General features: G+C 65.4%; 10 protein-coding genes and 1 tRNA gene. 2 read left to right on the forward strand and 9 right to left on the reverse strand.

The genetic code is table 11. The annotated features are described in order from the left end of the window. Positions 1 to 621: 621 nt before the first annotated feature. Positions 622 to 942 (forward strand): hypothetical protein, encoded by a 321-nt coding sequence (locus tag A5634_RS27645; RefSeq protein ID WP_081290586.1) that lies wholly within the window; start codon positions 622 to 624, stop codon positions 940 to 942. A gap of 295 nt (positions 943 to 1,237) precedes the next feature. Here A5634_RS27645 and A5634_RS22065 read toward each other — a convergent pair whose 3' ends face one another. The 9 genes from A5634_RS22065 to A5634_RS22105 all read right to left on the reverse strand — a co-directional run bounded on the left by A5634_RS22065 (position 1,238) and on the right by A5634_RS22105 (position 11,427). Next, positions 1,238 to 2,191: a Ppx/GppA phosphatase family protein gene (locus A5634_RS22065; protein WP_065146161.1), complete on the reverse strand. Its 954-nt coding sequence runs from the start codon at positions 2,189 to 2,191 to the stop codon at positions 1,238 to 1,240. Next, positions 2,182 to 2,670, reverse strand: a complete 489-nt coding sequence (locus A5634_RS22070) for a DUF501 domain-containing protein (protein ID WP_065146162.1) — start codon at positions 2,668 to 2,670, stop codon at positions 2,182 to 2,184. Before A5634_RS22070 ends, A5634_RS22065 begins: the two co-directional genes overlap by 10 nt. Further along, positions 2,663 to 3,355, reverse strand: coding sequence for an FtsB family cell division protein (locus A5634_RS22075; RefSeq protein ID WP_065146163.1), 693 nt, complete (start codon positions 3,353 to 3,355; stop codon positions 2,663 to 2,665). Before A5634_RS22075 ends, A5634_RS22070 begins: the two co-directional genes overlap by 8 nt. Position 3,356: 1 nt before the next feature. Beyond that, positions 3,357 to 4,646 carry a phosphopyruvate hydratase gene (eno, locus tag A5634_RS22080; protein WP_065146164.1) on the reverse strand — a complete coding sequence of 430 codons (1,290 nt, stop codon included), beginning with the start codon at positions 4,644 to 4,646 and terminating at the stop codon, positions 3,357 to 3,359. Positions 4,647 to 4,707: 61 nt separating this feature from the next. Beyond that, a complete protein-coding gene (locus A5634_RS22085; RefSeq protein ID WP_065146165.1) occupies positions 4,708 to 5,439 on the reverse strand; it encodes a lytic transglycosylase domain-containing protein in 732 nt (243 codons plus the stop codon). Positions 5,440 to 5,627: 188 nt separating this feature from the next. Further along, complete coding sequence (locus A5634_RS22090; RefSeq protein WP_065146166.1) at positions 5,628 to 6,674, reverse strand: nucleoside triphosphate pyrophosphohydrolase; 1,047 nt, start codon at positions 6,672 to 6,674, stop codon at positions 5,628 to 5,630. Further along, complete coding sequence (mfd, locus tag A5634_RS22095) at positions 6,674 to 10,333, reverse strand: transcription-repair coupling factor (RefSeq protein WP_065146167.1); 3,660 nt, start codon at positions 10,331 to 10,333, stop codon at positions 6,674 to 6,676. Before mfd ends, A5634_RS22090 begins: the two co-directional genes overlap by 1 nt. A gap of 107 nt (positions 10,334 to 10,440) precedes the next feature. Further along, complete coding sequence (locus A5634_RS22100; RefSeq protein WP_155769656.1) at positions 10,441 to 10,722, reverse strand: hypothetical protein; 282 nt, start codon at positions 10,720 to 10,722, stop codon at positions 10,441 to 10,443. A gap of 111 nt (positions 10,723 to 10,833) precedes the next feature. Beyond that, complete coding sequence (locus A5634_RS22105) at positions 10,834 to 11,427, reverse strand: TetR/AcrR family transcriptional regulator (RefSeq protein WP_065146169.1); 594 nt, start codon at positions 11,425 to 11,427, stop codon at positions 10,834 to 10,836. A 370-nt stretch (positions 11,428 to 11,797) separates the two neighbouring features. Here A5634_RS22105 and A5634_RS22110 point away from each other — a divergent pair. Further along, a tRNA-Gln gene (locus tag A5634_RS22110) sits at positions 11,798 to 11,869 on the forward strand. The last annotated feature ends 58 nt before the right edge of the window (positions 11,870 to 11,927 follow it).

The following is an 11,927-nucleotide window of genomic DNA, read 5'->3' on the forward strand; positions in this document are numbered from 1 at the left end:
GGGGGACATATACATTTTTGCCCGGCTCTGCGCGACAACTCGATGCCCACCGCAATCTGCCCCACGACACCAGACCCGGCGCCCGTCGCACCACCGGAGGGAGGCATATACATTTTTGCCCGGCTCTGCGCGACAACTTGGGGTTGCGGCGTGTGGTTGGTCGCGTGGGCTGCGGTGGCCGGTGGGGGACATATACATATTTGCCCGGCTCTGCGCGACAACTTGGGGATGCGGCGTGAGGTTGGTCGCGTGGGCTGCGGTGGCCGGTGGGGGACATATACATTTTTGCCCGGCTCTGCGCGACAACTTGGGGTTGCGGCGTGTGGTTGGTCGCGTGGGCTGCGGTGGCCGGTGGGGGACATATACACTTTTGCCCGGCTCTGCGCGACAACTTGGGGTTGCGGCGTGTGGTTGGTCGCGTGGGCTGCGGTGGCCGGTGGGGGACATATACATTTTTGCCCGGCTCTGCGCGACAACTTGGGGTTGCGGCGTGTGGTTGGTCGCGTGGGCTGCGGTGGCCGGTGGGGGACATATACATTTTTGCCCGGCTCTGCGCGACAACTTCCAGCGGTAACTAACAAGTGACTGGCGGGCACTCCGGTGCCGTGCCATGGTTCGGCCATGAGTCTGCGATTACGTGGAACCGAGCTTCGATACGTGCTCACCTGGCACATGGCGCTGCACGGTCCGGCGACCATCAACGATCTGATCGAAACCCTTGACTATCACGGCTTTTGCGTCAAAGGAAGGGTATCGAAGGCTATCTCTGATGCGCTTCGTTGGGAGGTTGCCCGAGGGCGCGTATGTCATATCGGGCGAGGCCGGTACGGACCGGGTTACATGCCGCGCGGTACCGAGTACCGAATCCGCGACCGTGTGTTGGCGTTGCGCGCAGCGGCGCGAGCTCTGAATAGGACTGACCTCAAAGGCAGTTGGGATTAGCTTGTCGCGCAGAGCCGGGCAAAAATGTATATGCCTCCCTCCCTCCGGTGGTGCGACGGGCGCCAGGTCTGGTGTCGTGGGGCAGATTGCGGTGGGCATCGAGTTGTCGCGCAGAGCCGGGCAAAAATGTATATGTCCCCCACCGGCCACCGCAGCCCACGCGACCAACCACACGCTGCAAGCCCAAGTTGTCGCGCAGAGCCGGGCAACTGCACACACACCTCAGCGGGGGCGCGGCGGCATCGGGCGGCGTAGGCATCGGGCGGCGAGACTCGAGGCGCTCAACCACCGTCAGTCACTGCGCAATTGACAACACAATCCCATCCAGGATGTCGTGCTCGCTAACGATCAGCTCCGATATTCCGGCACGGTCATACAGTTCACGCGCCAACTCTTGCACCACGATCGCCCCACCGGCAATGACATCGACGCGGCCCTCATGCATTGGACCCAATGCCGCACGCTGGGCTCGGGTCATGCCGATCAGTCGATCGCACACCACCGACAACTCATTACGCGGCACACGTGAAAGATGAATAACCCCAGCATCATACGTCGTCATATTGTGCGCCAACGCCGACAGCGTGGTCATCGTCCCAGCCAGCCCGACCCAGGTCCGAGCCCCCTCTACAGGCACCACCCGCAGCGCCTCCCCGAGTCGCTCTCGCACCACTGCGCGCGCCGCGTCGATCTCCGACGTCGTCGGCGGATCCGAGTGCAGGCAACGCTCGGTCAACCTGACGCAACCGATATCGGCCGAGAAACTCGCCACCACCTCGTCGCCGGCCTTGCCCAACACGATCTCCGTCGAACCACCACCCAGGTCTACCACGACGAAAGGCGCACCGGCACTACCCAATTCACCAACAGACCCCCGGAACGAAAGCTCAGCCTCCTCCGCGCCGCTGATCACCCCGGCAACCGACCCGGCAATAACCGACCCCAACACCTCTGCGGTCATCGCAAAGAAAACATCACGGTTGGCCGCGTCGCGAGTCGCGGAGGTGGCGACCATCCGCACCCGCTCGACGCCGTGCGCGCGAAGCAGTTCGGCGTAGTCGAGCAACGCAACCCGGGTACGGGCAATCGCGTCGACAGCGAATTGTCCCGTGGCGTCGACGCCCTGACCCAACCGCACGATCCGCATCTCCCGGTGCACATCATGCAACCGGCCATCGACGACGTCAGCGATCAACAAGCGAATTGAGTTGGTACCGCAGTCAATTCCGGCCAGCCGACTCACACCCATCCACCCCCAACCAAAGGGGCCGTACCCGGTTCGTCTGCCAACAATGCCAACGCCTCGTCCCCGAACGGGTTCACTCCCGGGCCCTTGGCCAACGAATGGGCGATCAGCACATGCAGGCATTTGACCCGGTCCGGCATCCCGCCACCAGAAAACGTGGTCCCCAACGGCTCGATCGAATCACGCTCGGCCAGATACGACTCATGCGCCCGCCGATAGGCGTCGGCCAAATCCGGTTCGTAACCCAACCTTTCGGTCATCTCACGCATCAGCCCGGTGGTCTCCAGTCTGCTTGCAGCAGCGGTGAGCACCGGATGCGTCAGGTAGTACAACGTCGGAAAGGGCGTTCCGTCAGGGAGTTTCGGCGCGGTCTTCACGACCGCGGGTTCCCCGTTGGGACATCGGTAGGCGATTTCGAGCACCCCGCGTGGTTCACGGCCAAGCTGGCGCGCCACCGCCTCCAAGTCGACGCGATCAACCACCGGGAGCCGTCGGACTCGGCGGCGCCGGTGCGGGTGTCGCTGCTGGCGGCAGGTGCGGCGCATCGGCGATGGTGTGCCACAGCGACGTGTACCAGGGTTCGTTCTTGCCCTGGGTTGCCGCCTCACTGCCGGGTTGCGGAGCCACCGCAGCCGACGGGGGCAGCTGCACCTGGAACGGAATGTCCCCGGGCTTAACAAAGCCGAGCCGCTCGCGCGCCTGGGCAGCGATGTACGCCGGATCGGCCAGTTGTCCCTTGCGCTGTTCCAGTTCCCCGATCTGGTGGCGCAGGGCGGCCTCCGTCGCGGACAACTGGGCCATCTCAGTGCGCTGGGCAAAGTAAGTACGCACCGGCCCGGCAATGGTCAACGTCAGCACGCATACCACCGCGGCCAGAATGGCTGCGCGTCGCGCGGTAAAGCCCAGCCGCTGATCGGACCGCTGCTCAACAGACTCCGTGAACGACCGCTTGATCGGTTCGACGACATGTTCCTGCAGCGAGTTCGTGTGACGCGAATCATCGGGCGCGGTCTGCGCAGGCTTGGAGTGCGGCTTGGACGCGGGTTTGGAAAGCGGCTTGAAATGTGACTGCGCCGAACCGCTTCCGCGACGGCCCCGAGCCGAATCGCCGGGCTTCCCCGGCCGTGAGGCCGGGGAGCGACGCTTCGGATCGGGCTTGGCGGGCAAGCTACTTCGCGTCCACCGCAAACCGTGGGAACGCCAGATCACCGGCGTACCGGGCCGCATCTCCCAGCGCCTCTTCAATCCGCAGCAGTTGGTTGTACTTGGCGACGCGTTCACTGCGCGCCGGGGCGCCGGTCTTGATCTGACCGCTACCCACCGCCACCGCCAGATCGGCGATCGTCGTGTCTTCGGTCTCCCCACTGCGGTGGCTCATCATCGTGCGATATCCACTGTGGTGCGCCAGCGCAACCGCGTCGAGCGTCTCGGTCAACGTGCCGATCTGATTCACCTTGACCAGCAACGCATTTGCCGCACCACGCTCGATACCTTCTTCGAGGCGTTCAGGATTGGTGACGAACAGATCGTCACCCACGATCTGCACCCGGTCACCGATCGCTGCGGTCAACGCGGACCAGCCGTCCCAATCGTCCTCGGATAGCGGGTCTTCGATGGAGACCAGCGGGTAGGAGCCGAGCAACCCAGCGTAGAACTCAGCCATCTGCTCGGCGGTGCGCGTCGAGCCCTCGAAGCTGTATCCCGTCCCGTCGGTGTAGAACTCGGTCGCGGCGACGTCCAGGGCCAGCGCGACGTCGGCGCCCAGCCGAAGGCCAGCCGACTCGATGGCGCGGCCGATCAAATCCAGCGCGGCGGTGGTTCCGGCGACATCCGGGGCAAAACCGCCCTCGTCGCCCAAGCCGGTGGACAGCCCCTGCTTCTTCAATACCGACTTCAGCGCGTGGTAGACCTCGGCGCCCCAGCGCAACGACTCGCTGAAGCTCGGCGCACCAATCGGAGCCACCATGAATTCCTGGACATCAACACCGGTGTCGGCGTGCGCGCCACCGTTGAGGATGTTCAGCATCGGCACCGGCAGGATGTGCGCGTTGGGTCCGCCGAGGTAACGGAACAGTGGCAGCGCCGCCGAGTCCGCGGCCGCCTTCGCGACCGCCAGCGAGACGCCCAGGATGGCGTTGGCTCCGAGTCGCGATTTGTCGGGCGTGCCGTCAAGGTCTACCAGCGCCTGGTCGACCAGACGCTGGTCGTCAGCGTTGAGCCCGATGACCGCCGGGCCGATCTCGTCCAGCACGGCCTGAACGGCCTTCTTGACCCCTTTGCCGCCGTAACGATCCCCACCGTCGCGCAGTTCGACCGCTTCGTGCTCGCCGGTCGAAGCGCCGGACGGTACCGCCGCGCGGGCGAATGTCCCGTCGATCAGGGCAACTTCGACTTCGACGGTCGGGTTGCCGCGGGAGTCGAGGATCTCGCGGGCTCCGACCTGCTCGATAATCGGCACTGGATTCTCCTTCGTGTCCTGGCAGCCTTCAGCCTAAAGCCTGGGCTTCCGGATCATCCTGCTACAGCGGATGACCCGCCGCGTAGGCGGTCGCCCAGTCCCGAACCGCCCGCGCGTAGACGCCGGAGTTGTTGTAGGCACGCAGCGCCGTGATCCAGCCACGCGGCGTCGCGAGATCCTTTCCACGCCAGCACAAATAACCTGCGGCCGAGAGCGCTGCATCATCGATGTTGTCCGGGCTGGCGACGCCGTCGTTGTTGGCGTCGACACCATACAAACGCCAGGTCTCCGAAATGAACTGCATGGGCCCCATCGCCCGCTCGACGCCGTCGTCGCCGTCCAGCACACCCGCGTCTGTGTCCACGATGCGCAGCGTGTCACCGGTTCCGTCGAGTCGAACACCGCGGATGGGGGGCCGCACATCCCCGTTGGCCTCTATTGTCGCGCCACGGTAAGTGCCGTTATGGCTCTCGACCTGCCCGATACCCGCCAGCGTCGTCCACGCGATATTGCACTTCGGGTTTTCCACCTCGGCGACGCGAGCGGCGTAGGCGTAGGCCTCCAATGCGATGACGGGCATCTCCAACTTAGGGGCGCGCTGCTCGGCCCACTCGCGCAACTGGTCAGCGGGCCGACCCACCGCGTGCGTGTCCACCGGAGGCACCGGATCCCCCGCCGGCGGCGGCACCCCCTCAGGAATGAAAAGACTGAGTTGCCAGGTGCAACTTGACGCCAACAGCATCGCGGTCGCCCCTATCACGGCGACCGCGCGCAACCAGCGTCTCGGCGACACAAACTCTCCCTGTTGGTCTCCCCATGCGGCCTCTAATCCCGTTCGGCCTCAAACATCGTCCCATGTGTTTGATGAGTGGCCCCTCGAGTGCGCCTTCCAGCACATATATTTGAGATCGATTACAGCTTCTTAATGGCGTCTCAACAGCATGTATGTGGAAAACCCCTGAGTCACCGCAAACATCGCCGCTAGCGTCGGCCCTTGCGTTTCTTCGGCCGGGACTCCTTGGGAACCTCAACCGGCTCGGCTGCGGCTTCCGGCTGCTGCGGTTCGGGCTGCTCATTGGTGGCCAGCTCACCAAGCGGCCAGTGAGCGCGCCACTCGTCCTCGGTGACGAACCCGAGCGGCGTCACATCAAGCTCCTCGGCGACTCTGTCGCCTCGACGCGTGGCAGCGATCGCTTTCTCCACCCCCCGAACCGTCTCCACGAAGTCCAAAACTGCTGCGCGTAACGTGTTTTCCGCATCGACTTCCGCTGAAAGCGTGATCGTGCTGAGTTCGACGGGTATCAGCTCCGCGGGCAGCCCAGCGTGCTGGACACGTTGAATCACCTTCTGCGCCAACGCCAGTGCGGGCTGTCCGGTATGAACGTCGTCCAGGACCGATCCCCGGGCCTTCGCCAACCTCTCCGCGGCCTTGGCTTCCTCCCACTGAGCTAACTGATCTTCCAGCGAAATCGATTGGCCCGCAAGAACTCCGGGCACTCGGTTGCCGAGTTTGCGGATCAGGGTGTCGGCGACGTCGTCGATGGTGAACGGAAGCAGCGCCGCGTCTTCGGCGATACGCGCGTGGAAAAGCACCTGCAGCAGCAAGTCGCCGAGTTCTTCACGCAGTTGGTCGACGTTGCCGCTGTGCACGGCATCCAGCAACTCGTAGGTCTCTTCCAGCAGGTATCTGCGCAGCGAGTCGTGGGTCTGCTCGCTCTCCCACGGTCCCGCGGTGCGAAGTTTGTCCATCATTGCCACCGCATCGATCAATCGCTCCCCACGCTGACCCGCGGGCGCCGAGATCAGGCGCGCCCCAGCGGCCAACCGTGCGGTGACGGCCGGGTGGTTGGGATCCGACGACAGCAAAACCGGAGCGTCCTCCCCCGTGTGCGCCGGATGCGCGTCGGGCAGCGACCAGGGCACCGCGATCGGCATCTCCTCGGTGTATTGCACACGGCCGCTGAGCAGCTCGATCGCTTCGATGGGCACCAGTGCCGGGCGGCGGGGGTCGACGAGGACGACAATCATCAAGCTTGCCGCTCCTTACTCGACGTGGGCCTGGCCGCGTCGTCGGGGCTCTGTATACCAATATCTTGCTGCGGTTTACCAGCGAGCGCAGTCACCAGATCAGCCACCATCTGCACCAACTCGACGTCGCGGATGTGTCCGGCGCCGATGCCGCCGGCCCGCGGAATGGGCACCTGCACCGTCGACGTCGTCGCGCGGTACCTTCCGCCGGGATACATCCGCGCAAGGCGTACCTGCGCGGAATCGGGCAACGTCAACGGCGAAAGCCGAACCGTCGTCGCCGACACGGCACTGACCTCGGTAATCCCGGAAGCTCGGCACAACAGTCGTAGCCGCGCCACCGCCACCAGCCGCTCGGCGGGCTCGGGTAGCGGCCCATAACGGTCGATCAGCTCCTCGACCACGGCCGCGATGTCGCTGTCGCCCGTCGCGGCGGCCAACCGCCGATAGCCCTCCAATCGCAGCCGGTCACTAGCGATGTAGTCCGGCGGCAGGTGCGCATCGACCGGGAGGTCGATGCGCACGTCCTTCGACTCCTCAGGCGTGGTCACCGTCTGACCGTCAGCCGCCGCCCGGTAGGCCTCGACGGCCTCGCCGACCAGCCGCACATACAGGTCAAAGCCGACGCCGGCGACGTGCCCGGATTGTTCGACGCCCAGCACGTTGCCGGCGCCGCGAATCTCGAGGTCCTTCATCGCGACCGCCATGCCCGCGCCCAGCTCGTTGTTCTGCGCGATGGTCGCCAAGCGGTCATAGGCAGTCTCGGTCAGCGGCGTCTGCGGCGGATACAGGAAGTACGCGTAGCCGCGTTCTCGACTACGGCCCACCCGCCCGCGCAACTGATGCAGCTGGGAGAGACCGAACGTGTCGGCACGCTCGACGATCAGCGTGTTGGCGTTGGAGATGTCCAGACCGGTTTCCACAATCGTGGTGCACACCAGGATGTCGTATTCGCGGTTCCAGAAACCTTGGACGGTGGTCTCCAGCAGGTCCTCGGGCATCTGCCCGTGCGCGACGACCACTCGCGCCTCGGGCACCAGCACTTTCACCCGCGCGGCAGCCTGGTCGATCGAACTGACCCGGTTATGCACATAGAAGGCCTGCCCGTCGCGCATCAGCTCCCGGCGCAGCGCTGCCGCAATTTGCTTATCGTCGTGCGGGCCGACGTAGGTCAGCACCGGATAGCGCTCTTCGGGCGGGGTCAGGATGGTCGACATCTCCCGGATGCCGGCCAGGCTCATCTCCAGGGTTCGCGGAATCGGAGTGGCGCTCATGGTTAATACGTCGACGTGGGTGCGCAACGCCTTGATGTGTTCTTTGTGCTCGACGCCGAACCGTTGCTCCTCGTCGATGACGACGAGCCCCAGATCCTTCCAACGCACCCCGGTCTGCAGCAGCCGGTGCGTACCGATCACCACGTCCACCGAACCGTCGGCCATGCCGTCGACCACCGCGCGTGATTCGGCCGGGTCGGTGAACCGGGACAGTCCCTTCACCGTCACCGGGAACCCGGCCATCCGGTCGGTGAAGGTCTGCAGATGCTGGTCGGCAAGCAGGGTTGTGGGCACCAGCACAGCGACCTGTTTGCCGTCCTGGACAGCCTTGAAAGCCGCCCGCACCGCAATCTCGGTCTTGCCATAGCCGACATCGCCGCAGATCACCCGGTCCATCGGGATCGGCTTCTCCATGTCCGACTTGACCTCGGTGATCGCGGTGAGCTGGTCCATTGTCTCGGTGAAGCCGAACGCGTCCTCCATTTCGGCCTGCCAGGGCGTGTCGGGCGCGAACGCGTGACCGGGGCTGGCCTGCCGCTTGGCGTATAGCGCCACCAATTCTCCGGCGATCTCGCGCACCGCGCGCCGCGCCTTGGTCTTGGTGTTGGTCCAGTCACTGCCGCCGAGCTTGCTCAGCGCGGGCGCCTGGCCGCCGACATACCTGGACAGCTGATCCAGCGAGTCCATCGGGACATAAAGCTTGTCGGCCTGCTGACCGCGTTTGCTCGACGCGTACTCGAGCACCAGGTACTCGCGTCGGGCACCACCGACGGTGCGTTCGACCATCTCCACGAACCGGCCGATGCCGTGTTGGTCGTGCACCACCAGGTCGCCGGCGTTCAGCGCCAGCGGGTCCACGGTATTGCGCCGTTTGGCCGCGAGCCGCTTGCCCTCGACAGCGGTGGCGCGACTGCCGGTTAGGTCTGCCTCGGTAATCACGACCAGGTTGGCGCCCGGTATCACGACCCCGTCGTGCAGCGGACCCTTGAGCACGCCTACCACGCCGGCCTTGGGCGCTTGGCCAGGTTCGAGCATCCCTGCGGGAATGTCGGATTCGGCGAGGCGCTCCACCACGCGATGTGCGGTTCCGGTGCCGGGCGCAACCATTGCGGCGTAGCCGCCGGTGGCGACGTGTGCCCGCAGCATGGCGAAGATGCCGTCGATATCGTGCTGATGCCCTCGCGCGGACGGCGCGGACCGGATGTCCAGCTCGACGGCCGACTCGTCGGACAGCTGACTCAGCGTCCAGCACGGATGCCCGCTCGCGGCGGCCGCGGCCCGCACCTCGTCCAGTTCGGCGAAGCCCGAACCGCCCAGCTGCTCGACGTCGACGGGAGCGTCGGTACCCAGGGCCGCCACCGACCACGACGCCTCCAGGAACTCCCGGCCGGTCTTGATCAGGTCGGCGGCGCGGGTGCGCACCTTTTCCGGGTCGCACACCAGCACCGGCGTTCCGTCGGCGAGCTGATCAGTCAGCAAAGCGTGATCTTCCGGCCTTAAGACGGGTAGCAGCGCTTCCATGCCGTCGACCGGGATCCCCTCGGCCAGCTTGGCCAGCATGTCGACGATGCTGCCGGTCACCGTGTTCTCGGAGACTGGGTGTTGTCCTGCGAGTACGCCCGCACGCGCTCTCACATCGGGGGTGAGCAGCAGTTCCCGGCAGGCGACCGCGACCAGCGTGTCGACGTCGATTTCCGGGATGGACCGTTGGTCGGCAACCGAGAACATCCGCATCTCGGTGATCTCGTCGCCCCAGAACTCGACCCGCACCGGGTGCTCGGCGGTCGGGGCGAAGACGTCCAGAATGCCGCCACGTACGGCGAACTCGCCACGTCGGCCGACCATGTCTACTCGGCTGTAGGCCAGCTCGACAAGCCGCTGGACCACCTCTTCGAAGGGCGCCTCGTCACCGACGGTCAGCGTCAGGGGCTCGAGCAGGCCCAGTTGCGGCGCCATCGGTTGCAGCAATGAGCGCACCGCCGTCACCACCACCCGCAGCGGCGGACCCAGGCGGGCGTCGTCGGGATGGGCCAGCCGGCGCAACACCATCATTCGGGTGCCGACGGTGTCGATGCCGGGCGAGAGCCGCTCGTGCGGCAGCGTCTCCCAGGACGGGAAGGCGGCGACGGCGTCGCCGTAGACACCCCGCAGCTCGGCGCTCAGGTCGTCAGCTTCTCTACCGGTGGCGGTGACCACCAGTAACGGGCCCTGCTGGGCCAGTGCACTGGCCACGAAAAGTCGCGCGCTGGCTGGGCCGACCAGCGGCAATTGGTCTGGACGATCGGAGGCACGCTCGATGAGCTGTTGGAAAGTTGGTGCGCTCAGCGCCAATTCGACGAGCCCCGCGATCGGGGAATCTGGGCGTGCAGCCCCCGGTGCGGTCATGATCTCGCCATTCTAGGGGCGGCCGTTCGAGCGTTGATTCTGCGCTGCGGGCGCGACCTACTCGAACTTTTCCGCCCCAGACGCAGAGTCAATGGCTGCGGTGGGAGCTACCAGGGCATGTTGGCCCAGGAGTAGAAGGCTCCGGTGCCCACGTCATGCACGCCATAGGAGTCCCAGTAGTAGTCGTGGCAGACGCCCCCGTCCCAGGGGACGGGCCGCCCGGCCGGGTTGGGATCGCCGGGGCACCAGGTGGTGCAGGCTTGCAAACGCGGGCAGTTCCCTTGCTCGGCCTGGGCGATAGGCGCGCCTAGTTCGGCGCCGCCCCACAGCAAGGCTGTTGTTGCTAACCCCAGCATTGCTGCCTTGATAGCGGGGATTGACCGGTTCATGGTGGTTCCTTTCCTGGCTGGTCCCGTGCGGGTCGCCACCCAGCAAGTGGATCGCGCCCATGCTGCTACCGATCACAACAGCGGGCACTTGCGAAGTTCTTGCGCCGGAGGCTATTCGTCCTGCAGCTGCGGGTCGGCTTCCAAGTGAGTCAGGCCGTTCCACATCAGGTTGACCAGGTGCGCGGCCACAACTTCTTTCTTGGGTTCCCGGGTGTCCAGCCACCACTGCGCGGTCATCGACACCGAGCCCACCAGCGCCTGGGCATACAGCGGCGCCAGGCCCGGGTCCAGGCCGCGTCGGGCGAAGTCACCGGCCAGGATGGAGCTGACCTGGCTGACGGCATCGTTGAGCAGGCTGGAATAGGTGCCTGAACTGATAGCGGCGGGCGAGTCACGAATCATGATGCGGAAGCCGTCGGTGCGTTCTTCGACGTAGGTGAGCAACGCCAGCGCGACCCGTTCGACGCGGACCCGGGACCGATTGTTGGTCAACGAGGACGTGATGCCGTCGAGCAGCGCCGACATCTCCCGGTCGACCACGACGGCGTAGAGACCCTCTTTCCCGCCGAAATGTTCGTAGACGACGGGCTTGGACACGTTGGCGCGTTGGGCGATCTCTTCGATCGAGGTGCCGTCGTAGCCTCGTTCGGCGAATAGCGATCGGGCGATACCGATGAGCTGATGTCTGCGCTCGCTACCGGTCATCCGGGCGCGCGGGGTCCGCGCTTCCCTGTCCTTATCCCTGTCCTTGTCCGGGCTTCTCTCCGGTGCGGCCACGTCCCTCAGCGTATCGGCAGCCAGTGTGCGTTTGCGGCTTCGAGTGGGCGTTTACCGCGTCGAGTGTGCGTCCAGGGCGTCGAGTGTGCGCCCGCCGCGTCGAGTGTGCGCCCAGGGCGGAAATTTCGCGATTTTCCAACCCTGGTTGCACACAGAAAGCCGACGATGCACACTCAACTGCCTCCCGCCGCAAGCGGCCGATAGCGGGGCAAAGGACTCGACCGCCTCCCGCCGCGCGCGGCCGATAGCGGAGTCGGACTAAAGTCTCATGGGCGGCTTCCGAGCCGCTGATGAACGATCCGTCGTGGTGTAATCGGCAGCACCTCTGATTTTGGTTCAGATAGTTCAGGTTCGAGTCCTGGCGACGGAGCTACAGCGGCGGTCTTTTTGCAGCGAGCGTCCACAAAATGTCAATCTTGACGGCGTGT

The sequence above is a fragment of the Mycobacterium asiaticum genome (genome assembly GCF_001673365.1).
GTDB classification, from domain to species: domain Bacteria; phylum Actinomycetota; class Actinomycetes; order Mycobacteriales; family Mycobacteriaceae; genus Mycobacterium; species Mycobacterium asiaticum_A.